Source organism: Maribacter litopenaei (assembly GCF_025244665.1).
In the GTDB taxonomy this organism is placed as follows: domain Bacteria; phylum Bacteroidota; class Bacteroidia; order Flavobacteriales; family Flavobacteriaceae; genus Maribacter; species Maribacter litopenaei.
The window spans coordinates 423,266-447,257 of the sequence record NZ_CP104205.1 but is presented as its reverse complement, the minus strand read 5'-3'; the positions used below and the strand labels follow the sequence as shown (position 1 = coordinate 447,257).

General features: G+C 41.5%; 22 protein-coding genes and 6 pseudogenes. 21 read left to right on the top strand and 7 right to left on the bottom strand.

Annotated features, from left to right (window positions below; all coding sequences use genetic code 11):
* Positions 1-117: 117 nt before the first annotated feature.
* Both NYZ99_RS02350 and NYZ99_RS02345 read right to left on the bottom strand, forming a co-directional pair.
* Positions 118-2,342, bottom strand: a pseudogene (locus NYZ99_RS02350) (TonB-dependent receptor).
* Positions 2,343-2,442: 100 nt separating this feature from the next.
* Positions 2,443-2,880 (bottom strand): hypothetical protein, encoded by a 438-nt coding sequence (locus tag NYZ99_RS02345; protein WP_260573300.1) that lies wholly within the window; start codon positions 2,878-2,880, stop codon positions 2,443-2,445.
* Between the two features lie 106 nt (positions 2,881-2,986).
* Between NYZ99_RS02345 and NYZ99_RS02340 the strand changes: the two genes are divergently transcribed.
* Entirely contained in the window at positions 2,987-3,496 is a 510-nt protein-coding gene (locus tag NYZ99_RS02340) for a DUF456 domain-containing protein (RefSeq protein ID WP_260573299.1), read from the top strand.
* Here the strand turns inward: NYZ99_RS02340 and NYZ99_RS02335 are convergent.
* From NYZ99_RS02335 to NYZ99_RS21055, 3 genes are all read right to left on the bottom strand, one after another.
* Positions 3,493-4,047: a nitroreductase family protein gene (locus NYZ99_RS02335; RefSeq protein ID WP_260573297.1), complete on the bottom strand. Its 555-nt coding sequence runs from the start codon at positions 4,045-4,047 to the stop codon at positions 3,493-3,495. The two genes, NYZ99_RS02340 and NYZ99_RS02335, sit on opposite strands and share 4 nt — an antisense overlap.
* 96 nt (positions 4,048-4,143) lie before the next feature.
* Positions 4,144-4,497, bottom strand: a complete 354-nt coding sequence (locus tag NYZ99_RS21060; protein WP_338039250.1) for a LysR substrate-binding domain-containing protein — start codon at positions 4,495-4,497, stop codon at positions 4,144-4,146.
* Complete coding sequence (locus NYZ99_RS21055) at positions 4,491-5,033, bottom strand: LysR family transcriptional regulator (protein ID WP_338039249.1); 543 nt, start codon at positions 5,031-5,033, stop codon at positions 4,491-4,493. Before NYZ99_RS21055 ends, NYZ99_RS21060 begins: the two co-directional genes overlap by 7 nt.
* Before the next feature lie 82 nt (positions 5,034-5,115).
* On the opposite strand from NYZ99_RS21055, the pseudogene hutH reads away from it, so the two are divergent.
* The 9 genes and pseudogenes from hutH (at position 5,116) to NYZ99_RS02295 (ending at position 12,718) form a co-directional block, all read left to right on the top strand.
* A pseudogene (gene hutH / locus NYZ99_RS02325) lies at positions 5,116-6,695 on the top strand (histidine ammonia-lyase).
* A 3-nt stretch (positions 6,696-6,698) separates the two neighbouring features.
* A pseudogene (hutI, locus tag NYZ99_RS02320) lies at positions 6,699-7,949 on the top strand (imidazolonepropionase).
* An 80-nt stretch (positions 7,950-8,029) separates the two neighbouring features.
* Positions 8,030-8,529: pseudogene (locus tag NYZ99_RS22740) on the top strand (urocanate hydratase); the annotation flags it as partial.
* A gap of 39 nt (positions 8,530-8,568) precedes the next feature.
* Positions 8,569-9,540 (top strand): hypothetical protein, encoded by a 972-nt coding sequence (locus tag NYZ99_RS22735; protein WP_420845244.1) that lies wholly within the window; start codon positions 8,569-8,571, stop codon positions 9,538-9,540.
* A complete protein-coding gene (locus NYZ99_RS22730) occupies positions 9,431-9,988 on the top strand; it encodes a hypothetical protein (RefSeq protein WP_420845243.1) in 558 nt (185 codons plus the stop codon). Before NYZ99_RS22735 ends, NYZ99_RS22730 begins: the two co-directional genes overlap by 110 nt.
* Before the next feature lie 50 nt (positions 9,989-10,038).
* The gene (gene hutG, locus NYZ99_RS02310; RefSeq protein ID WP_260573296.1) at positions 10,039-11,013 is read left to right on the top strand and encodes a formimidoylglutamase; all 975 of its coding nucleotides are present in this window, start codon (positions 10,039-10,041) and stop codon (positions 11,011-11,013) included.
* A gap of 360 nt (positions 11,014-11,373) precedes the next feature.
* Positions 11,374-11,622 carry a hypothetical protein gene (locus tag NYZ99_RS02305; RefSeq protein ID WP_260573295.1) on the top strand — a complete coding sequence of 83 codons (249 nt, stop codon included), beginning with the start codon at positions 11,374-11,376 and terminating at the stop codon, positions 11,620-11,622.
* Positions 11,615-12,082, top strand: coding sequence for a hypothetical protein (locus tag NYZ99_RS02300; RefSeq protein WP_260573294.1), 468 nt, complete (start codon positions 11,615-11,617; stop codon positions 12,080-12,082). Before NYZ99_RS02305 ends, NYZ99_RS02300 begins: the two co-directional genes overlap by 8 nt.
* 45 nt (positions 12,083-12,127) lie before the next feature.
* Entirely contained in the window at positions 12,128-12,718 is a 591-nt protein-coding gene (locus tag NYZ99_RS02295; protein ID WP_260573293.1) for a hypothetical protein, read from the top strand.
* A 184-nt stretch (positions 12,719-12,902) separates the two neighbouring features.
* On the opposite strand, the gene NYZ99_RS02285 is transcribed toward NYZ99_RS02295, so the two are convergent.
* Positions 12,903-13,754 (bottom strand): universal stress protein, encoded by an 852-nt coding sequence (locus NYZ99_RS02285; protein WP_260573291.1) that lies wholly within the window; start codon positions 13,752-13,754, stop codon positions 12,903-12,905.
* An 86-nt stretch (positions 13,755-13,840) separates the two neighbouring features.
* Entirely contained in the window at positions 13,841-14,530 is a 690-nt protein-coding gene (locus NYZ99_RS02280; protein ID WP_260573289.1) for a Crp/Fnr family transcriptional regulator, read from the bottom strand.
* 122 nt (positions 14,531-14,652) lie between these two features.
* Here NYZ99_RS02280 and NYZ99_RS02275 point away from each other — a divergent pair.
* The 11 genes and pseudogenes from NYZ99_RS02275 (at position 14,653) to NYZ99_RS02230 (ending at position 23,960) form a co-directional block, all read left to right on the top strand.
* A pseudogene (locus tag NYZ99_RS02275) lies at positions 14,653-17,050 on the top strand (heavy metal translocating P-type ATPase).
* Positions 17,051-17,153: 103 nt separating this feature from the next.
* The gene (ccoS, locus tag NYZ99_RS02270; protein WP_260573288.1) at positions 17,154-17,357 is read left to right on the top strand and encodes a cbb3-type cytochrome oxidase assembly protein CcoS; all 204 of its coding nucleotides are present in this window, start codon (positions 17,154-17,156) and stop codon (positions 17,355-17,357) included.
* Positions 17,358-17,363: 6 nt separating this feature from the next.
* Positions 17,364-19,565: pseudogene (ccoN, locus tag NYZ99_RS02265) on the top strand (cytochrome-c oxidase, cbb3-type subunit I).
* Positions 19,566-19,567: 2 nt separating this feature from the next.
* A complete protein-coding gene (locus NYZ99_RS02260; RefSeq protein WP_260573282.1) occupies positions 19,568-19,759 on the top strand; it encodes a CcoQ/FixQ family Cbb3-type cytochrome c oxidase assembly chaperone in 192 nt (63 codons plus the stop codon).
* Positions 19,756-20,739: a cbb3-type cytochrome c oxidase N-terminal domain-containing protein gene (locus NYZ99_RS02255; RefSeq protein ID WP_260573280.1), complete on the top strand. Its 984-nt coding sequence runs from the start codon at positions 19,756-19,758 to the stop codon at positions 20,737-20,739. The genes NYZ99_RS02260 and NYZ99_RS02255 overlap by 4 nt, the downstream gene beginning before the upstream one ends.
* Positions 20,740-20,867: 128 nt before the next feature.
* Positions 20,868-22,286 (top strand): cytochrome c oxidase accessory protein CcoG, encoded by a 1,419-nt coding sequence (gene ccoG / locus NYZ99_RS02250; RefSeq protein WP_260573278.1) that lies wholly within the window; start codon positions 20,868-20,870, stop codon positions 22,284-22,286.
* A gap of 13 nt (positions 22,287-22,299) precedes the next feature.
* Entirely contained in the window at positions 22,300-22,548 is a 249-nt protein-coding gene (locus tag NYZ99_RS21050) for a FixH family protein (RefSeq protein WP_338039248.1), read from the top strand.
* Positions 22,545-22,745: a FixH family protein gene (locus tag NYZ99_RS21045; protein ID WP_338039247.1), complete on the top strand. Its 201-nt coding sequence runs from the start codon at positions 22,545-22,547 to the stop codon at positions 22,743-22,745. The genes NYZ99_RS21050 and NYZ99_RS21045 overlap by 4 nt, the downstream gene beginning before the upstream one ends.
* Positions 22,746-22,750: 5 nt before the next feature.
* Positions 22,751-23,455: a sulfite exporter TauE/SafE family protein gene (locus NYZ99_RS02240; protein WP_260573275.1), complete on the top strand. Its 705-nt coding sequence runs from the start codon at positions 22,751-22,753 to the stop codon at positions 23,453-23,455.
* Between the two features lie 10 nt (positions 23,456-23,465).
* Complete coding sequence (locus tag NYZ99_RS02235; protein ID WP_260573273.1) at positions 23,466-23,726, top strand: hypothetical protein; 261 nt, start codon at positions 23,466-23,468, stop codon at positions 23,724-23,726.
* Positions 23,727-23,735: 9 nt separating this feature from the next.
* Complete coding sequence (locus tag NYZ99_RS02230; RefSeq protein ID WP_260573272.1) at positions 23,736-23,960, top strand: hypothetical protein; 225 nt, start codon at positions 23,736-23,738, stop codon at positions 23,958-23,960.
* The last annotated feature ends 32 nt before the right edge of the window (positions 23,961-23,992 follow it).

Sequence of the window (23,992 nt, the reverse complement as noted above, 5' to 3'; positions counted from 1 at the left end):
TCAACTATCTTTTTAGTTTAACATAAAACAAATATAACTAAACATTTAGTTTAAACTAATTTTTTAGTTAAAAATGATTGAAAAAATCCGTCAGTGTTTTTTCTGACGGATTTCCATTTAGAAGTTTACGGTCACTTTGCCCCTTACATAAAAAGGTGTGCCAGGGGTAAAGTGTATTTCCTCAAACGGCATACTTTCATTTCGCAATCTACTTTCAGTAGCAAATTGGGTCTCGTTCCACTCCGTATCAAAAAGATTTTCTACAATTAAACCAAAAGTCCAGTTCTTTAGGCTATAATTTACAGTAGCATCCGTTACAAAATAGCCCTCAGCTATAATTGAATTATCCTCGTTGGCCGGTCTATCATCAATATACCTATAGTTGATTCCACCGGAAAGACCTTGCCCTCCACCCAAGGTTAACCCACCGGACATGGTAAAATCCGGCGCAAGGGGAATATAGTCCTCGCCCTCCGGCTCCTCTGTACTTCCGGCATGGGTAAAATTGGCATCGGAATAGACATATAACCATTCCAAAGGTTGGTATCTAGCCCCTACCTCAATACCCATTCTTCCGGTCTTACCACTAGGTTCCACGATTGCGGCATCCCCCACATAGACGAACTCCTGATCCAGGAACAAACTCCAAAGCGTTGCATTAAATACCAATTTATCCACTGGTTTTAGAATGGTACCTAAATCTACGCCATATGCCGCCGGCAGTATTTCTTCACCACCATTCGCCACCACTACACGGGTATCGTTTGAGTGGAATCCGATTCCTGTTTTCAGAAAAATCTGAGTGTTTTGGGATGGACTGAATATGGTATTGAACTTTGGACTAAATGCCACTTTTTCTTCGCTTCGATTATCATAAAGCGTGGATAATTTATTATAATAATCGAACCTAAAGTAATCCATTCGCAATGCAGGTTCAAAGGCAAACTTTCCCGACCGGAAGGTAGCACCGGCAAAGGCATATCCGTTCATCTCATCCACATCGCCAAAAGCAAGACGCTCCAAAAGTTCTTGCCTATTCAATGTGCTAGATAATTGGTTATCATTTACATTATCATATCTAAAACCGATACCTGCATTATATTCAAAATCCATAGTACCTAATTTGGCCATTTTATTCTGATACACCGTTTTGGCTCCCGCCAGCATTCGGTCTTCAAACTGCCGTATTTGGTCACCATTCACAGGGTCCTCCAAGAAAAAAGTGAAATTAGAGAAAAGTTCAAAATCATAATGGGAAATGAACGCCGTGGTTTCCAGCGACTCACCTACCCCCAAGTTCTTGTTGTGATTCAATACGATATTGGTTCTACTGGTCTGTCCACCCTCCGTATCGTCAATGGCTCCAAATCGTCCAATAAGTCCTTGATCTATGGCCCTCTGTGGAATTTGACCCGAAGCATCCCATTTACTGGAAAAGTGTGAAGCGGTAAGTACCAATTCCTGTTCTCCTGGCAACGCATATCTATATCTCCCTAAAATATTTATCCGATTAAAGTCCTGAGGGGAATCAAAAGGACCATCCGTGAGGTAAAGTTCAGAAGCCAAATAGGCGCTACTGTTTTGGTTTTCCATTACGTTGAACATGCCCATAAACCTTCGAGTACCAAACTGACCCACCTCGGTAGAAACCATGCTTTGATCGAGACTTTTTTCAATCTTAAATTGACATATCCAGCCGTATTGAAGTTTCCCTGATCGGCATAGTAGGGTCCCTTTCCAAAATTGATATTTTCAATAGTTTCCGGAATTACAAAGTGTAAATCCGCATACCCTTGTCCATGCGCATGGGATACCATATTTACGGGCATTCCGTCTACACTAAGCGCCACGTCGGTTCCGTGATCTACATCAAAACCCCTTAAAAATATCTGTTCTGCCTTTCCGCCACCCGCATGCTGCCCTATAATCAGACCCGGAACTTTACGAAGGATTTCTTGGGAGGATTTTACAGGATTGGTTTTGACATCTACGTCTACCAATCTACTTAGTGCATCCACCTTGGACACCAACACCATCTGATCTAATGAGATACTGCTTTCTTCGAGAATTATCGTTATCGGCGTATCCAAATCTATCTGTCGAATTACTTTGGTCTGCGTGGCATACCCAAGCATGGAAAAATACAAGGTATCACCTACTGACGTTCTATCCAGCAAGAAATGTCCGGTGGCATCCGTATGACTATGTTGTCCACTGGTTTTGTTAAAAATTCCTGCGTCCTCTAAGGGAGAATCCGATGTATTTACCAGTTTCCCTTTTATATTTTGTGCGGTTGCCATACCCATAGATAGCACGAGTACTACCGCAATACTATATTTCATATTGTAGTACATTTTATTGATTAGCCTAAAAACTTGAATGTTGGGCAACTAGAAATTTTTCGAAAAATGAATTCCGAATTTCTGCATCACCCTTTTTAAACTAAATGTACTGGGGAGGTGGGGACTCCTGCTTTGGATATCTGAAGTGATAGTTCGCTTGATAATGCCAGGAGGTCCGCGATTCAAACGAAGTTTCAGCGGGCACTTTCAAAGTAACTTTTTCTGATAAATGCTTATCCAATTTCTCCGAAAAGGTATTCTTGGTGTCGTCCTTTTTGGGGTTGTTTGCTTCCAACAAATCCTTAAGTTCCTGAAGTGCCTCATGGGAATGTCCTGCCATGCCCTTTAAAGAAGAATAATCCACTATTTCATGTCCAAAAACAAACGTATGGGAGTGGGTCTTTGGAGCTACAATGTGCGATATCTCGTGCAGCATCTCCAAAACCGAACCATTAAAGACACCCAACAAATAAAAAGAGCACATAAGTGTACACACCAATTGGATATATCTTTTGCGCTTTGTTTTATTTGATTTCATGGAATTCAGTTGGTTTTCAAATCTACTTACGAAAGATGGATTGTAAAGGTTTTATTTTACATTATTTTGTAACGAAGTGGACAAAAGACAGTCTTATTCATAAATTATGGATATTGTACTTTTATTAATAGGATTTGTTTTTATGCTGGTAGGAATCTTGGGAAGTTTTCTGCCCGTACTTCCCGGGCCACCTATAAGTTGGATCGGACTTTTATTGTTATACCTCACCCAAGCCATACCCAACAATTGGTGGGTTTTGGGTACCACCCTTACCATTGCGCTGATTGTTTTTGGGTTGGATTACATTATACCCGCTATGGGAACCAAAAAATTTGGTGGTACAAGGGCTGGGGTAATCGGCACTACGATCGGACTCATCATAGGCTTGATAGCACCTATCCCGGGTGGCATAATCATAGGTCCATTTGTTGGGGCCTTTATTGGGGAACTGTCGGCGAAAGCAGATAACAAAACTGCACTAAAAGCTGCTTTTGGTTCCTTTTTGGGTTTCCTGACGGGAACTTTTATGAAATTTGTGGTTGCCGTCGTGTATTTGGGATTGTTTATTGTGACAGCATGGGAATATAGGTCAGTGCTGTTTCCTTATTTTGACTAATCCAGCCAAACGGTTTTATCCTGAATGGGTTCCCGGGTAGATTCCGGCATATCACCCTCAAAATAGCCCATATACAAGAATCCGAGGCACTTCTCCCCTTCGGCCAAATCAAAAAATTCGTGCATGTATTTTATAATTCCAGGGGAGCTCCAGTAACACCCAATTCCCAATTCCGTGCAGCATAGCCACATATTCTGTACCGCCATGGCAACCGCTGCCACTTCCTCCCATTCCGGCAGACTTTCTTTAAGATCTCGCTGCATACAAATAGCTAGGACCGCCGCAGATCGATCGGCATTGAACTGTAATTTTTTAATTTTCATCTGTTTGGGTCTTGGATCCGTTTCCGCATATTTCTTAGACAAGAATTGTCCTAGGGCTTTCTTAGATTCACCCCGCAGTACCTTAAATCGCCAAGGTTCTGTTTTTTTATGCGTAGGCGCCCAATTAGCGGCTTCTAATATCCTTTCCAAATCGGTTTTGGATATCTCCTTGTCTATATATTGAGGCGGAAAAACCGACCTTCTTTTTTTGATTAAATCAAATATCATAGTTTAAATTTTAGTCTTTTAAAAATACGCTTCATAGTACATGAATAAATAACCAATAACTGCATTTAAAAAGGCACAAATTGATTTTTGTTTCTTTTACTTCTGAAATAAAAGATCAATGCAGTTTTGCAATACTGGGTTTTTACGCTCCTTTTTCCAAATCACAGACAATAAAGCCCTTTGTTCAATATTCTTTAACTCTATAAACTTTACCCGCATTTGAAACCCGTACTGTAATGCTGTAGGTACAATGGCAATTCCTAAATTATTTTCCACCAATTTAAATATGGTCTGCGCATGTACCGATTTATGAGAGACTTTAGGTACAAAACCCGCATCGGAACAGATACTCATAATCGTTTCATAGTAATAGGGACTATACTCCTGACTAAACAGAATGAAATTGTCTTCTGAGAATCGACCCATCCCCTTATATTCCCTAGTTAACATGGGGTAACTTTCTGGTAGAGATACAATGAAAATGTATCTTCATAAACAGTCCTCATATACAATTCTGCCGGAATCCTGGCCAATCTTACAAAACCTATATCCAATGTATCCTTTAAAACAGCATCCACTTGTTTCAAGTTGGACAATTCCTCCAATGACGTCTTTATCTTTGGGAATTTATCCCTTAATTTTAATAGTAGATTTGGTATGACATCCTGCATGGCGGAACCCAAAAATCCGATTCGGATTTCTCCTGTATCTCCCTCTCCTATCAACTGCAATTGACGTTTGGTTTCTTTCAATTGCCCAAAAATTTCTTCGGCCTGACTTTTTAAATAATGTCCTGCTGGGGTTAGGGACACCTTCTTTTTGTCCCTAACGAACAAATCGGCTTGAAGAATTTCTTCCATTTGCTTTATTTGACGGGACAGTCCTGGTTGTGAAATAAAAAGCTTATCGGCTGCCTTCCTAAAATGTAGTTCATCGGCTACCGCCAAAAAGTAGGTAAGGTGGCGTAATTCTATCTGAGAACTCATAGTAATTAACTGTTCACTAAAATGGTATTGGCAATTATCAAACCTAAGCAATATCTTTATAAAACTAATATTCAAAATGTAAATTGTGGCCTCAAAATCATTTAAAATTGGAGAAGACTGGCTTACTGTAGGAAAGGTCTTAGATATAGAAAAAGGAGCTACTACAACAGTACTTTCCGAAGCTATCCAACAGCGAATTGAAAACAGTGCCAAGGTTGTTTCAGCAATTGTGGAAAAAGGACAGCCAGTCTATGGAATCAATACTGGATTTGGGCCTCTTTGCACCACTAAAATTTCCAAAGAGGAGACTCTAATTTTACAGAGCAACATCCTTAAAAGCCATAGCGTGGGTGTGGGCGAACCCATTTCCAAAGAACTTGCTAAAATCATGCTGATTTTAAAGGCCCATTCCTTGGCCAAGGGATATTCGGAATTTCCCTTAGTACACTTAAACGCATTATCTCGGCATATTGAAAATGATGTCATTCCAGTGGTACCCTCACAGGGTTCCGTAGGGGCGTCGGGTGATTTGGCTCCCTTGTCACATTTGTTCCTACCACTCATAGGCTTAGGCAAGGTTGTTTATGATGGCGTGGTTATGGAGACCCAAAACATGTTTGATAAAACGGGGCTTGACCCCATAGACTTAGAGACCAAAGGAGGGGCTTGCACTTATTAACGGCACCCAATTCATTGCGGCCCATGCCGTTAAGGTCGTGGAAAAACTCCATTCTCTTTTATCACAAGCCGATATCATTGGTGCCATGATGATTGAAGGCCTACAAGGTTCCGTGAAACCTTTTTATAAAGAATTACATGAATTACGACCCTTTAAAGGGAATATACACGTTGCCCGAAGGGTGAAGCGATTGCTAAAAGGGTCGGAAATTATGGAAGATCATATAGACTGTGATCGTGTACAGGATCCCTACTCCCTGAGGTGTATTCCCCAAGTGCATGGGGCATCACGTAATGCTTGGTTACACTTGAAGGAATTACTGGAAACCGAATTGAATTCTGTTACGGACAACCCCGTAATAATCGATGAGGAACTCACAATAAGTGGTGGTAACTTTCACGGACAGCCCTTGGCCTTAGCCTTGGATTATGCCTGCTTGGCCGCCTCAGAGGTAGGTAACATCTCGGACTGACGTATTTATTTGGCCTTGGAGGGGAATAGCCCCGGAATTCCTAAATTATTGATGAAGGACACCGGCATCAACTCCGGTTATATGATATTACAGTATACGAGTGCCGCCCTGGCCAGCGAAAACAAGGGCATGTGTTTTCCATCCAGTGCCGATAGTATTCCCACTTCTTTAGGTCAAGAGGATCATGTGAGTATGGGATCCATCGGCGGGAGAAAAGCGCTTAGGGTCATAGAAAATGTAGAGAAAATATTGGCTATAGAATTATTGACGGCCGCTCAGGCCTTTGAATATAGAAAGCCTTTGAAATCAGGAATCTTTCTCGGATGAAATACACAAAACCGTGCGAAAACAAGTATCTTTTGCCGAGAAGGATCGTGTTTTTTCGGATGATATCGAAAAGGGCATTGAAATGATACAAAACAAAACAATCATATCGGTCATTGAAAAAGTTGAAAAAAATAGAAACATTTCGCTCAAAACGAAATATTCAACTGAATTTGAAAGCTATTAGTACATGGAAGCATTGCAATTAATCGGACCTTTTAAACAATTACTGACCATGGAGGCGTTGCCCCTAAAAGGACCTTTATCTGATAGTCAATTATGGATTATTGAAGAAGCGGGAATCTTAGTTTCCGAAGGAAAAGTGATAGCCACGGGAAATTTTGATTCCCTTAAAAAAGAACATGCTTCCGCCGAGTGTCATGAACTGACCGGGGCCCATGTTTGTCTCCCTGGATTTATCGATGCGCATACCCATATTTGTTTTGGAGGAAGCAGGGCGAACGATTACGCCCTTAGAAATTCCGGAAAAACCTATTTGGAAATTGCCAAAGCGGGAGGGGGTATTTGGGACACGGTTACACAAACGAGAAAGGCGGACAAGGAAACCTTGATAAAAAAGACGGCAAAATTGGCCAATCGGCATCTTAAGACCGGTATCACCACCTTAGAGGTAAAAAGTGGTTATGGCCTGTCCATTCAAGAGGAGGTTAAAATGTTGGAGGCCATAAGGGAAGCGAACAAAGAAACACCCTCGGACCTTATTTCTACGTGTCTCGGCCGCCCATATGTATCCCAAGGACTACAAGGGTTCCAAAGCGGACTATTTAAAAGAATTATCCGAAATCATTCTTCCATTATTAAAAGAAAAAGGACTTACCAACAGAATCGATGCCTTTATAGAGGAAAGTGCCTTTTCGCCGGAGGAAATTGCCCCTTATTTTAAAGCGGCCAAACAGATGGGTTTTGACATCACGGTACATGCGGATCAATTTTCCACTGGAGGCAGCAAAGTGGCCGTTGATTTCGGGGCCATAAGTGCCGATCATTTAGAGGCGAGTACGGATGCCGAAATTCAACTATTAGCCAATAGTAACACAATTGCCACGGCCCTACCCGGAGCCTCTTTGGGACTTGGTTGTAATTTTACGCCTGCCGGAAAACTGTTGGACGCAGGTGCAACATTGGCCATTGCAAGCGACCACAATCCGGGTTCTGCCCCTATGGGAGATTTATTGACCCAAGCTGCCATATTGGGCGCTTTTGAAAAATTATCCAATGCCGAAGTTTTGGCTGGAATTACCGTAAGGGCAGCCGCCGCTTTGGGCCTTGAGGACTGAGGAAAACTGGCAAAGGGATTTCGGCGGATTTTAGCCTTTTCCATACCGATAATTACCAGGAAATTCTATACAACCAAGGGAATTTAAAGCCCTGCATGGTATGGAAAAACGGAGAATTGGTTTACAACAAGCATAAAGCCTAAAAGAATGAGCAAGGATTTTAAAGCACAGATTTTGGCGGGTATCCCGTATGAATTACCAAAGAAAAAAGGACGCTCTTTAGATGTATCTCACGCCCCAAGAAGAAAGGACATTTTATCCAACGAGGAAAAAAAATTGTCCATTAAGAATGCACTCCGTTATTTTCCCCAGGAATGGCATAAAGAACTTGCTGAAGAATTTGCACAGGAGCTTTTGGAATTTGGCCGTATCTATATGTACCGATTCAAACCGAGACTACGCTATATATGCCCGACCCATTTCGGAGTATCCCGCAAAGACATCTCCAGCGGCCGCAATTATGTTAATGATCCAGAACAACTTGGATCCAGCTGTGGCACAACATCCGGAAGAATTAATCACTTACGGAGGGAATGGTGCTGTTTTTCAGAATTGGGCCCAGTATCTCATTACGATGCAATATCTGTCCATCATGACCGAAGAACAAACGCTTAATATCTATTCGGGCATCCCATGGGCTTGTTTCCTTCCTCCAAGGAAGCTCCAAGAGTGGTGGTGACCAACGGTATGATGATTCCAAATTATTCCAAACCGGACGACTGGGAACGTTTTAATGCCCTTGGAGTTACGCAATACGGTCAGATGACGGCTGGCTCCTATATGTATATTGGTCCGCAAGGAATTGTTCATGGTACCACGATTACGGTCATGAACGCCTTTAGGAAAGTATTAAAATCCGGAGAAACACCCGAAGGAAAAATATTTCTTACGGCCGGACTTGGAGGTATGAGCGGGGCACAACCGAAAGCAGGAAATATTGCAGGATGTATAACCGTATGCGCCGAAGTTAACCCTTTAGCGGCCAAAAAACGATATGAGCAGGGATGGGTCGATGAACTTTTGGAAAATGTAGACAGCCTTGTTGAGCGAACCAAAACCGCCATCGAGCAAAGAGAAATTGTTTCCTTGGCCTATATAGGAAATGTAGTGGATGTTTGGGAGCGCTTTTATAGCGAAAACATTTTTGTGCATTTGGGATCGGATCAAACATCCTTACATAACCCATGGGCAGGTGGGTACTACCCCGTAGGACTTAGTTATGAGGAATCCAATGACCTTATGAGTTCCAATCCTCAACAATTCAAAGACAAGGTCCAGGAGTCGCTAAGAAGACATGCCAATGCCATCAACAAGCACACCGATAGAGGTTGCTATTTCTTTGATTATGGAAACGCCTTTTTGTTGGAAGCTTCCAGGGCCGGTGCAGAGGTAATGGCAGAAAACCAGATTGATTTTAAATATCCGTCTTATGTTCAAGATATATTGGGACCCATGTGTTTTGACTATGGTTTTGGTCCGTTTCGATGGGTTTGTACTTCAGGAAATCCGGAGGATTTGAGAAAAACAGATCAAATTGCGCTTGCGGTAATGCAACGGATAAAATCAACCGCACCCATAGAAGTTCAGCAACAAATGGAGGACAACATCAAATGGATACAGGAGGCTGAAGAAAATAGTCTCGGTTGTAGGATCACAGGCCCGTATTTTATATGCCGATGCAGAAGGAAGAGCCACGATTGCCGAGGCATTCAACCAAGCTATAAAATCCGGTGAAATTTCTGCTCCGGTTGTCCTAGGAAGAGATCACCACGACGTGAGTGGCACTGACAGTCCCTATAGGGAAACCAGTAACATTTACGATGGAAGTAAATTTACTGCGGACATGGCCATTCATAATGTTATTGGTGACAGTTTTAGGGGTGCCACTTGGGTATCTATTCACAACGGTGGCGGTGTAGGTTGGGGCGAAGTCATCAATGGAGGCTTTGGAATGGTCCTGGATGGGACAGCGGAAGCATCGAACCGTTTAAAAAGCATGTTGTTCTTTGACGTTAACAATGGAATAGCCCGTAGAAGCTGGGCTCGGAACAAAGAAGCTATGTTTGCCATAAAAAGGGAAATGGAGCGGACACCCTCGTTACATATTAATTTACCTAACTTAGTAGAAGACCATATTGTTGAACCCTTATTCAAGACCAAAACTCAAAAAATTAAGCACTAGGGAATTTTAGAAGGGTATTTATAATCCGGTTGAAGAATTTAAAGTAGCAGATGAAAAGTTATTCAGAAACTTTATCGAATATATACTCCGGCAGACCTTCTAGCCATCAGCTGTATTTGCATGAAAAGATTTTATGTCTACCCATTGGCGATATTTCAATCAATACTACGGAAAAATCCTTTTCCATATTAGGATATGCATGTGAAGAGGGCGTAAAAAGAAACCAGGGACGAATAGGTGCCGTCAATGGCCCAGATGCTATTAGAAAGCAATTGGGCAAGCTCCCCAACCATCTGCCCAATGAGGTAAACGTACTAGATGCAGGTACCGTAAACTGTGCGGATAGAGATATGGAAACAGCACAGCAACACCTCTCGGAATCTATATTTCAACTGCTCCAAAAAAATCACTTTCCCATTATTCTTGGGGGTGGACATGATATGGCATATGGCACCTACAATGGGCTAAAAAAACATGTATCAAAGTCCGAAACTATTGGGATTATTAATTTTGACGCCCATTTTGACCTAAGAAGCAATTTAGATGGTGATAATGAAATAGTAAATAATTCGGGTACGCCATTTTATCAAATTGCCCAAGATTGCAAAAAAGAGGGGACTCCTTTCAAATACCTATGCCTGGGGGTTAGAAAAGATGCCAATGACCCAACTTTATTTGAAACGGCAAGGGAATTGGATGCCCAATATATCATGAGAGAAACCTTTAGAATCCAATTTCATAATGAATTAAATGCTTGGATCAATGCCTTTACCAGCAGTGTAGACCATATTTATGTGACCATTGACCTTGATGGATTTTCTTCTGCCTATGCCCCTGGAGTAAGTGCTCCTTCCCCTATGGGTTTCACCCCGGATGTAGTATTGGAGTCTTTAAAGACAATCATGGGCTCTGGTAAACTTAGGGTCTTGGATATTGCAGAGTTAAATCCAGATTTCGACTTGGATAACCAAACGGCAAAACTAGCTTCATCCTTGGTGCATTACATTCTCCACGACCTACCTTAAAAGAGGCCAAAACAAAAAAAGCCTCCCAAATGGAAAGCCTTTCATTGGTGTAAAACAGGTATAATCCTATTCTTACCATTGTCCCAAAATTACTTTAGGGACACAACACAACATGGCAAAGATAATAAAGGAAAATTAATATTAAGGGATCTTTTATAAATTATGAAGGGTCAAAAAGTCCATTTTTCTCCTTGAAATGAAATGCTATTCATTCCTGAAATATCGATTAAATACTGGATAATCAGTTCAGTATAAATCCAAATAGAGTAATATCGATAATTGGCTGACTTGGTCGATAGTTTTCCGCTTGTACCATTCAGCATCGTAATTTGTAAGTCCAAATCTATTTAGACCTACTACATGAACCTACGATTAATCGCGTTCTCATTCTTCATTATTATTTTATCCTCTTGTAGCAAAGAGGACGTTACTACCCTGCATGAAGACTTAAAGGTTTCCTTAGATCAGGAAATAGCAACGGAATCTGAAAAAACAATCCAAAAATCCCAAGTTTTTGATGTAGCGTTCACCAATTGGATTTTGAACAGGCAACAGCCTTCCGGCCTATTGGAAAGTACCGAGATATCTCGGCTTTACTTCCTTGTATGATAATGCCCTTGCCGCTATTTTCTTTATGCAAGAGGGCATGAAAGGTAATGCCGAAATGATTTTAGATTATTATGAATCCATTTCAGACACAGAATTATCACAAACTGGTGGCTTTTACCAATTTAGAAATTCTGATGGTTCCGAACCTGAAAGAATATGGATGGGGGATAATGCCTGGTTATTGATTGCCTTAAATCAATATGAGAACACATATCAATCTGGAAAATACAACTCACTTTCCCTCAAATTGGAAACCTGGTTGCGTTCCCTTCAAATGGAGAACGGAGCTTTAAAAGGTGGATATAATCCTGACGGAACAGAAATCCCAAATGTTACGGAAGGTATGATTACGGCTTTTCATGCTGTACAAGGGTATGACGAATTCCATAAGAACCTCTTAAGCTTTCTACAAAATAATCGATGGGACCAAGAATTGGGCGTTTTAATGGCCTGGCCGTAAAACCCGGATTATGCCTATGCGCTAGATGTATTTTCCTTAAGTAAAATGATATTCAATGAGCTATCTGACGATGTGCTGTTTCAAGCCAACAAGTTCATTAATGAACAAACCGCCACCTTAAGTGGAGAACTGATTTACGGATATTGCTTTGACGAAGATAAGGATGTGATTTGGTTGGAAGGCACCGCCCAAATGGCTGTGGCATTTAATAGCATTCAGCGATTCGATCTTTCGGAAGGGATTCCGGAAAATATTGAAAAGACATCTATTCAAAGTTCCATTTCAGAAAATGCCAAAGGCATACCCTATACGGCAAATTTCGGTACTACCTATGGCGAAAACAATTTATGGGACCACTCGGATATTACTCCGGCCCTATCGGCAACACTTTGGTATTACTTTGCAAAGACAAACCAAAATCCTTTGGAAATAGATTTTAAAAACACGATTCCGGAAACCGATAGATTTTGGTCCACAATTAGTAACTCATTTTTTAGAAATCCTTTAACGCATTCTGCAACCCTTAACCATTATCTTACAGATAAAAATGAAAGATTCAGTGTACGTTTGGATAGTAATTACAACCTTGGCCTTAGTCACGGTAACTATAATGTCCGTGATGAACCTTCCCTTTAATTGGGTATTTTACTGTACCGTGTTGGGGCAGGCACTTGTTGTTTATATGGTGTATAAGGTTTTAACGGATAACTACACTACAGATAAGACTTTTAAGGACTTCTACGAAGACAATCCGATAGGGAACCGAATCAATTAGAAAGTAATACGTTGTCCTTGTTACTGGATTCCTTTAAGTTTGATGTCATGCCCAACTCGGAATTACCAATAGAGGTATCTGAGTGTGGAAAGCCACCCTTTTTACCACAGGCTCCCGTATTAATTGCTCCATGTAGCTATGCTGATAGTTCAGCATGGCCAACAAATGAATATCCATTTCCTTAGAAAATACTTCCAGTGTCTTGGAAACGGAATTAAGTTCGGACACCGTGTGCACATAATGTTCTACCTCTCCAAGATACTTTCGTAGCATCCCTAAATTGAACAATTGTAGCTCTGAAAGTGTCCTTATTTCATATTGTACATGTACGATACGTACCGTAGCATCAAAAATATTGGCCAACTCAACCAAAGGTTTTAGTTCAGACTTGGTATAAAACCTTGTAAAGTCCGTCGCAAAAGCAATTTCAGTTGGTTTTTGAAACTCAAAATTTTGTGGAATGGCCAATACCGGGCAATCCTTCACTGATTTGATGACCCTTACTGCATTGCTACCCATAAAAACCTCTTCCATTCCAGTTGCCCCTTTAGTACCCATAACAACGAGATCGATATCATAGGCGGATATACTTTCGATGACCTCATCTACCAATAAACTAAAGGATGAAATGGTCTTAAATTGATGCTTTTTGTTATCATAATCATTCGTGATTCTCACAAGTAGACTATCCGGACCTCTTTGGGAATACTTGGCCGCACTATTGGTGAGCATACTTTCTTCAAAAGAAGCTGCCATGAACCTACTACCCGCAATGGCAGGTGTATAGGTATTCAATAAATAAAAGGTACATTCCTGGTCCCAAAACATGGAAACCGCATACTTAATGGCATTACAGGAATTATCCGAAAAGTCCGTGGGAATTAAAATATTCTTCATCCATTTATCAACTTAATATCGATGATAAAAGTAATGGGCGCTGTCGGTGGAAACTATGACAATTATCAGCTTTTAAAAAAGGTGTGTTAAAATCCCTCGACTAGGTTTGTAAGGGCCTTTTCATCTGTAATTCCAATCTTTTTTCCCGAAGTCTTTAGGTATCCCTTTTTCTTGAATTCTGAAATGATACGTATGCAGGATTCGATGGCGGTGCCTACTACGTTAGAAATATCTTCCCTAGAAAGTATCAATTTTAGAAAGCCTTCCTCGTCCTCTCCAAAATTGTTCTTCAAATATAAAAAGGCTTCGGCCATTCGCTGTTTTACATTTTTTTGGCTCATATTTACAATAACATCATCGGCCTCTTTAAGATCATGTGCCATATGCCTTAAAACCTCCAGTGTGAAATTGGGATTGGTGTGTAAAGTAGAAACGATGCCTTCCTTCGGTATGAAACATACCTCCATGTCACTAACGGCTACTGCACTTAAGTTTACACTTTCTTCGGCCACCACGGAGCGTTGCCCAATGACCTCCCCCTTACTCGCAAGCTTAACAATTTGATCTTTACCATTGGCACTCAACTTGGATAGCTTGGAAACTCCGTCACGTACACAAAATACGCCATCCAATTTTTCCCCTTCTTGGAAAATAGGTTCGCCTTTTTTAATGACCTTGGTAGTTTTTGAATCGGACACCCGTTTTAGTTCCTCTTTGGACATGGCCCGTAAGGAGTTAAATTGCCGGATGATACAATTTTCACATCTGCTTTCCATTTGACTAAAATTTACCTGACTCTACAAATTTAACATCTTGAAGGTACATAAAACCTGATAAATATCATATCTTTTGAGGGCATGGATTTACATCTTTGCCATCAGGTATTAGCAAATGAATTATGGAAAAACAACCCTGTTATCACTGTGGTGATGATTGCGGTTCCGACAGTATCGAATACGACGAAAAATGCTTCTGTTGCAACGGATGCAAAACGGTCTACGAGATTTTTTCGGAAAACAATCTCTCTTATTATTACGACATACAGGCTTCAGCAGGTTCTACGCCCACCACGATTGAAGGTAAATATGACTTTCTCGGAAACCGAAAGCATCATTGAAAAATTAACGGAATTCAATGACGGCAACCTCCAGATCGTAAATCTATATGTTCCATTGATTCATTGCAGCTCCTGTATTTGGGTTTTGGAGAACCTGAACAAGCTGAACCCGTTCATATCCTCATCGCAGGTAAACTTCTCAAAGAAAACAGTTAGAATCGCCTATGATAGCCAAAAAACCTCTTTAAAGGATGTAGTGTTACTATTGGCAAGGATAGGATATGAACCTTATATATCCTTAGAAGATATTGACGGAAAGGAGAAGAAGGTTGACCGAAGCCTTATATATAAGTTGGGCGTAGCCGGATTTGCTTTTGGCAATGTGATGTTCCTATCTTTTCCCGATTATTTTGATCTAAGCTCCAGCAAAACCTCCGGTGGTGAGTTTTGGTTGAATCAGTACGAAGTAGTTTTCAGATGGTTGATGTTCGCTTTTTCGCTACCCGTCGTTTTTTATGCGGGAGCGGACTACTTTGTTTCGGCCTATAAAGGGCTACGCTCCAAAATCCTGAACATTGACGTTCCAATTTCATTGGGGATTTTGGTCCTTTTTGTACGAAGTACCCTTGAAATCATGTTCGATTGGGGAAGCGGTTTTTTTGATTCCCTTACAGGATTGGTCTTCTTCCTACTGCTTGGGAAATTTTTTCAACAAAAGACCTATTCCTTCCTGTCTTTTGAACGGGATTATAAATCCTACTTTCCCATCGCAGTCACCAAAATAAATGATGATGGCACCGAGGAAAGCGTTCAAGTCCACGAAATTAAACAAGGTGACCTGCTATTGATCAGAAATGAAGAACTGATTCCAGTTGATGGTATTCACTATAAGGGAAAGGCACAAATTGATTACAGTTTTGTAACGGGGGAATCGGTCCCTGTAGAACGGGAATTTGGAGATAAGGTATTCGCAGGGGGAAGACAAATGAACGGCCCCATAGAAGTCGAGGCCTTAAAATCGGTCTCCCAAAGTTACCTTACCCAGCTTTGGAGCAATTCGGTCTTTAAAACGGACAAGTCCACCCGATTCCAAAACATTACCGATAGCATTGGAAAACGATTTACCATTGGGGTATTGACCATTGCTTTTTTGGCCACTTCGTATTGGATATATTTTGACCCATCCTTGGCGATGAATGTTTTTACAGCGGTGCTTATCATAGCGTGTCCTTGCGCCATAGCCTTGGCCTCGCCCTTTACCTTGGGTAATATGCTTCGCATCTTTGGTCAAAAAAAATTCTACTTAAGGGATACCAGTGCCATTGAACAATTGGCACAGGTAGACACAGCTATTTTTGATAAAACCGGGACAATTACCACTTCCAAACAAAGTACGGCCACCTACCAAGGCATGCCGTTGACACCCGAAGAGGAATCCCTTCTAAAAAATACCCTTAGGGCTTCTAACCACCCATTGAGCAGGACCTTATATGATATTTTGTCTGATCATAATATTTACACCCTGGACGATTATGAGGAACACCTTGGCAAAGGACTGGAGGGTAGTAAGGGGAACAAACATATAAAGATTGGTTCTTCTGAATTTGTAGGCAAGGAAGAGGTTTCGGACAGTTTGAACACCGCCGTGCATGTGGCGAGCAACAATACCTATAAAGGTAAATATGTATTCCACAATCAATATAGGGAAGGTGTTACCGAAGTCTTTGAACAAATGGCGGGACAACTGCAATTGGCTATTCTTTCGGGGGATAACGAGGGCGAAAAACGAAACTTGGAAAAACTGTTACCCAAATTGACTCCGTTGTATTTCAACCAAAAACCGGAGGACAAACTAGCCTTTATCACTTCTTTACAAGAACAGTGCAAAAAAGTCCTTATGGTGGGTGACGGATTGAACGATGCAGGTGCCCTCGCCCAAGCGGAAGTGGGTATTGCTATATCGGAGAACATCAATGTTTTTTCCCCTGCATGTGATGGTATTTTGGATGCCTCAAAATTCCAGCAATTATATCAATACATCATCGCCTCAAAAAAGGCCATGAAAATAATAAAACTCAGCTTTTTACTGTCGCTCCTTTACAATGTGGTAGGACTCTATTTTGCGGTTACCGGGCAATTGGAACCGGTCATCGCGGCAATTTTAATGCCCTTGAGCTCCATCAGCGTGGTTGGGTTTACAACGATAATGACCAACCTACAGGGCAGAAAATTGAAATAAAAACCCCTGGAAAACATGGAATTGAAGAAAATATTTAAAACTGATAAATGTCATATTTAAAGGGAACCAACAACGGTAATTTTACCCCGAAATTCAGGTAGGTATGAGTGTTATATATGTGTTATTGGCCATTAGTATCATCGTCGCCATGGTCTTTTTTGCAGCTTTTATTTTCTCGGTGAAGAACGGGCAATATGACGATTCCTATACGCCATCAGTCCGAATGCTCTTCGAGGACGAACTGGTAAAACAAAAAAAGAGTTTACAAAAATCCAATATGGATACATCAATAGAATCAAATAACTAATCAACTATGGAAGTACAGCAGTTTTATTACGATAACAAAATCGTAAAAAAGTTCATCTATGCCACGATGCTTTGGGGTATTGTTGGTATGTCCGTCGGCCTATTATTGGCCTTTATGTTCCTTTTTCCGAATGTCACGGACGGAATTTCTTGGCTAAGTTTTGGCCGTTTAAGACCCTTGCACACCAACGCGGTCATTTTTGCCTTTGTAGGTAATGCCATTTTTGCCGGTGTGTATTACTCGACCCAACGGTTACTAAAGGCACGGATGTTCAGCGATGTGCTGAGCAACATCAACTTTTGGGGCTGGCAATTGATCATTGTGGCCGCAGCCATTACGTTGCCGTTGGGCTTTTCAACTTCTAAGGAATATGCAGAATTGGAGTGGCCCATAGATATTGCCATTGCCCTTGTATGGGTAGCCTTTGGGGCCAACCTGATTGGCACTATGATCAAAAGAAGACAACGCCATTTATACGTTGCCATTTGGTTCTATTTGGCCACTTTTGTAACCGTAGCGGTACTGCATATTTTCAATAGTTTGGAGTTACCGGTAAGCGCCTTAAAGAGCTACTCCGTATACGCGGGGGTTCAGGATGCCTTGGTACAATGGTGGTATGGCCATAACGCGGTTGCCTTCTTCTTGACAACCCCTTTCTTGGGATTGATGTACTATTTTGTGCCCAAAGCGGCTAACAGACCTGTATATTCCTATAGACTTTCGATCGTACACTTTTGGTCTTTGATATTCATATATATCTCGGGCAGGACCTCACCACTTATTATACTCCGCATTGCCGGATTGGGCTCAAAACCTTGGGGTAGCCTTTTCAGTTATGTTGATAGCTCCTTCTTGGGGTGGTATGATCAATGGTCTTTTGACCTTGAGGGGTGCTTGGGACAAGGTGCGTACGGATCCTACGCTTAAATTTATGGTGGTTGCGATTACCGGGTATGGTATGGCCACTTTTGAGGTTCAATGCTTTCCTTAAAGAACGTAAACGCCATAGCCCACTTTAGCGATTGGATTATTGCCCACGTACACGTAGGTGCCTTGGCTTGGAACGGTTTCTTGACCTTTGGTATGATCTATTGGTTGGTTCCTAAAATGTTCAAGACCCGTTTGGCTTCCGTAGGAATGGCAAACTTCCATTTCTGGATCGGAACCTTGGGTATCATATTATATGCCCTACCTATGTACGTCGCCGGTTTCACACAGGCATTGATGTGGAAAGATTTCAATCCGGATGGAACCTTGGTCTACGGTAACTTCTTGGAAACCGTAAACGAGATCATCCCCATGTATTGGATGCGAGCCATTGGCGGTAGCCTTTACATCGTAGGTGCCATCGTAATGGTATACAATATCGTTGTAACCATAAAATCAGGACAAAAAGTGGAGGACGAGTTGGCCGAAGCCGCTGCCCTTACACGAGTATCAAAAGGTCGGACTGTTGGGGAAACCTTTCACACTTGGTTGGAGCGTAAACCTATCCAATTGACCATCTTGGCTACCGTAGCCATTCTCATTGGGGGTATTGTACAAATTGTACCTACCATTATGGTGAAGTCCAATATTCCTACCATCACCAGTGTAAAACCCTATACACCTTTAGAGTTAGAAGGAAGGGACCTATATATAAGAGAAGGTTGTGTAGGATGTCATTCCCAAATGATCAGGCCTTTTAGAAGTGAGGTAGAACGCTATGGAGAATATGCCAAGGCAGGTGAGTTCGTATACGACCATCCATTCCTATGGGGAAGTAAAAGAACAGGTCAGGACTTGCTACGTGTTGGTGGAAAGTATTCGGATAACTGGCACTTGAACCATATGTACGATCCGCAAACGACCTCTTCCGGTTCCATAATGCCCTCCTACTCGTGGTTGGTACGCAACAAACATGACAGAAGTGGGGTTCAGGACAAAATGGAGGCCATGGTTACCTTGGGAGTACCTTATACCGATGAGGATATTGCCAATGCCGAAGCCAGTATGAGCGAACAGGCCCTACAAATAGAGAAGAATCTTTACAGCGATCCCGATTTTGCATCGACCTACGAGGCGGATAAAAAATACGCCGCTGAAAACGGGGAGGAATTCATAGAAATGCGCGACAGGGAAATTGTTGCCATGATCGCCTACCTACAACGATTGGGTACGGATATAAAAATTAAGGAAACAAACGAATTAATATCAGAAAATAAATAGCCATGCTAAAGTTTGTAAAAGGATATATGGAAAACATTGAGGGGGTGGCCACCTACCCAATGATTTCGTTGATGATCTTCTTCGTCTTCTTCGTAGTTCTCTTTTGGTGGGTCTTTACCGCATCCAAGGAGTATGTTAAGGAGGTGAGCGAGATTCCACTAGACAATAACAACCAACAAAATATAGAATTATGAAGAACCTAGGATCTTGGTGGATCAGACTTCCACTACTATTTTTTATCATATTTGGATTGACGGAGTTTTTTATAGACTCAGGGGATAAACCAGCCTTTCCAGACCAACCCATAGTCGCACTTTTTCTAGGCTTTATAATCCTTTTGCTTGTGGGCATAGAGCTTATCCTGGCATCCATTGAGAACGTCATGTTTCAGACGCTATCGGAAGAGGCTAAGGAACGCTACTTGGCTTCCAAGGAACAAGGCTTTGAATGGGCCTGGGGCAAGAAGATGTACAAGAAACTATTGGGTTCCAAACCTATTGAGGCCGAAGGCGAAATCATCTTGGACCACAACTATGATGGCATTCGCGAGCTGGATAACAAGCTTCCACCATGGTGGGTATACATGTTCTACGCCACCATCATTTTTGGCGTAGTGTACCTAGTACGTTTCCATATTTTCCATGATTACGATCAAGATACCGAATACCTTACGGAGATCACCTTAGCCGAAGCCGAAATAGCGGAATACAAGAAAAATGCCAAGGATCTGGTGGATGTTAATACCGTAGAACTATTGACCGATGCATCTGATATTGCCGCTGGTAAAACCGTTTTCGAAACCAATTGTGTGGCCTGTCATATGGCTGACGGTGGTGGGGGAATCGATCCTAACCTAACCGATCAAAACTGGATATTGGGAGGCGATATTAAATCAGTTTTCAACACCATTTCGGAAGGTGGAAGGGATGGTAAAGGTATGATTGCCTGGAAACAGAGTTTAAAGCCTGTCGAGATGGCACAAGTAGCCAGTTATGTGCTTAACTTTCAGGGAACCACTCCGGCCAATCCCAAAGCCCCGGAAGGTGATATTATCGTAAGCCCACACATGGATGTAGAAGGAGCACCCGCCGTAGATTCGGTCATGATAGAAGTTGAAGTAGATACGTTAGAATTTATTGAAACGATTGACGAGGAGGGTACCGTGATAGAGTAACGCCATCCTATTGAATTATCACATGCCATATACATTTGGCATGTGGTGGTTCAAAATAAACTAAACAACCAAAAGCAAATAACAAGAGAATTCCCATCCCTAAAAAAAGCAAGACAAATTAAACCGTAATGGCACAAGATCAAGAAAACTTTAGGGATTCCATTGGAACGATAAACGAAGAAGGGAAAAGAGCTTGGGTATTTCCAAAAAAACCAAGTGGCAAGTTCTACGAGTATCGGAAATATGTAAGTTATTTTCTGCTGGCCTTTTTGTTTGCCGCACCATTTATAAAAATAAATGGCAACCAATTTTTAATGTTCAATGTATTGGAACGTCGTTTCAATATTTTTGGGTTTCCCTTTTGGCCCCAAGATTTTCATCTGTTTGTTATTTCCATGATTATTGGTGTGATTTTTATCGCGCTGTTTACCGTTGCCTTCGGACGTATTTTCTGCGGATGGATGTGCCCTCAGACCATATTTATGGAAATGGTCTTCAGAAGGATCGAGTATTGGATCGATGGGGATCGTGGGGCGCAGCTAAAATTGGACAGACAAGCGTGGGATGCTGAGAAAATTAGAAAAAGAGTTCTAAAATGGTTCATCTTTTTCGTTATTTCATTTTTAATCGCCAATGTATTCTTGGCCTATTTGATCGGTAGCGACCGATTGATCAGGTATATTACAGATGGGCCTTTTGAGCACTTAAGTACTATTGTCTCCCTATTGATCTTTACTGGTGTATTCTACTTTGTATTTGCTTGGTTCAGGGAGCAGGTCTGTATCATTGCATGCCCTTATGGTAGAATGCAAGGTGTGTTGTTGGACAATAAATCGATTGTTGTCGCCTACGACCACAAACGTGGAGAGGCGGAAAACGGCCGCAAAAAATGGCGTAAAAATGAGGATAGGGAAGCCCTTGGCTATGGGGATTGTATTGATTGTTTTCAATGTGTGAACGTGTGCCCTACGGGCATCGATATCAGAAACGGAACCCAACTGGAATGTGTTAACTGTACCGCCTGTATCGATGAGTGTGATACCATCATGGAAAAGGTAAACCTCCCAAAAGGACTTATTAGGTATGCAAGCGAGGACGAAATCACCAAGAAGGAGAAGTTCAAATTTACGCCGCGATTAAAAGGGTATTCTGCCGTATTGACCATTTTGATTGGTGTTTTGGTAGGGATGCTGTTTTTAAGAAACGATCTGGAAGCGAATATTCTTCGGTTGCCAGGCCAACTCTACGAGCACAAGGAAGGAAACATCATAAGCAATGTGTACACGTACAAGTTGGTGAACAAAACCACCAAACCTGTGGAGGACGTTAGCTTCAAGTTGATGTCCCACAAGGGAACTGTAAAACTGGTCCGTAATGAGAACTTTGAAGTACCCGCACAGGATTTGGCAGAAGGTACGCTCTTTATAGAAATTAACAACGCCGCCGTAAAAAGCGATAAGGAAAAAGTAAAAGTTGGGGTATATAGTGGAGATGAGTTGGTAGAAACTACCCTCTGCTCCTTTATGGCTCCAAGAAGCTATAAATAATAAAAATAAACAGATGAAATTTAATTGGGGAACAGGAATCGTATTGGCATTTATAGGTTTTATTGGCTTTATCCTCTTCTTTGTGGTACGAATGAGTACGGATAATCGTGCTAATCATGACCTTGTAACGGAAGATTATTACAGGCAGGAATTGGCCTATCAGAAAGAAATCGATGCCCAAAACAATGCCACCAAGGACATCAATAAATTACAAGTGAGAAAAAGTCCGGACGGACTTGAAATTCGTTTCCAGAAAAAGTGAACCCAAAAGAAATTGAAGGCACAGTGTCCCTATACAGACCATCTAATAAGCAATTGGATTTTAACTTACCCATAAGTTTGTCCAATAACCATTTGCTCATACCTGACAACCGCTTGTTGGATGGTCGCTGGGACATTAAAGTTAGTTGGAACTACAACGGTACGGATTATTTGCATAAAGAAAACATTACTTATTAGAACTCATGCTCCTTTCTGCACTCATATTAGGTTTTATGGGAAGTCTTCACTGCATAGGCATGTGTGGCCCCATAGCCTTTATGTTACCTGTGCATCGTAAAAACAATCTTAAAAAATTTGGACAGATCAGCCTTTATCACATAGGTAGGCTACTGGCCTATGGAATTATTGGGTTGATTTTTGGGCTTTTGGGGAAAGGGCTGTATGTATTTGGAATGCAGCAAAGACTTTCCATCGCCGTTGGTATTATTATGATCCTATTGGTGCTGATTCCAAGCAAAACCTTAAACAGATTTCAATTGGGACGCCCTGTATATAGGGCCATATCAAAAATAAAAAGTAGATTGGGTCAAGAGTTCAAAAAGAAATCGGCAGATACCTTTTTGACCATTGGATTCCTAAACGGTTTTCTTCCCTGTGGCTTGGTCTATATGGCTCTATTCGGGGCCATCGCCATGGGCGAGGTGGCACAGGGCAGCCTTTACATGATGCTTTTTGGACTGGGTACTGTTCCCCTAATGACCACTGCCGTTTATTTTAGTGCATTTTTGAAAGGAAATGCTAAGAAACGGATCCAAAGACTGATACCCGTTTTCGTGGTTCTTATGGGAACACTTTTCATTCTGCGCGGACTTGGATTGGGAATCCCCTATGTTTCCCCAAAACCGGTAACGGAAATGGCGTCGGCACAAATGGAATGTCATCCATGATATAATACTGATGAAGAAACTATCCAATGATATTGTCCTTAGGCCACGGTTTCAGCTCGAAATTTTAGGGAATAGGGAAGTATTATTGCGAAAGTTTCTCGAAATCAAAAAAGCCCCTTTTCTTGTCAAATGCCTAGACAATCACATCTTCATAAAATTCAATGAGGAGAACAACCATTTTGGCTCTCCACAGCTACATCTTGAAATAGATGCCTTGGACGATAGAACATCCAAAATCTATGGTTTTTTTGGTCCAAACCCAACGCTGTGAATCTTTTTCATGTTTCTGCATTTTGTAGTCGCCACCCTGTTTATTATTGTGGGTATTTGGGCCTATGTGAGTGCATCGCTCAACAAACCCTACGGACTTCAGATTGGATTTATGGTATTATTGGTCGCCGTTTGGTTCGCACTTTATACCTTTGGGCGAATGGGCAAAAGAAAAGGCAAACCACAAATACAGGAACTTTATGCCTTTATGATGGAAACCTTGGGGCAGATTTAACCCTTTTTCCTAGAAAGCCTTAATAAAAGAAA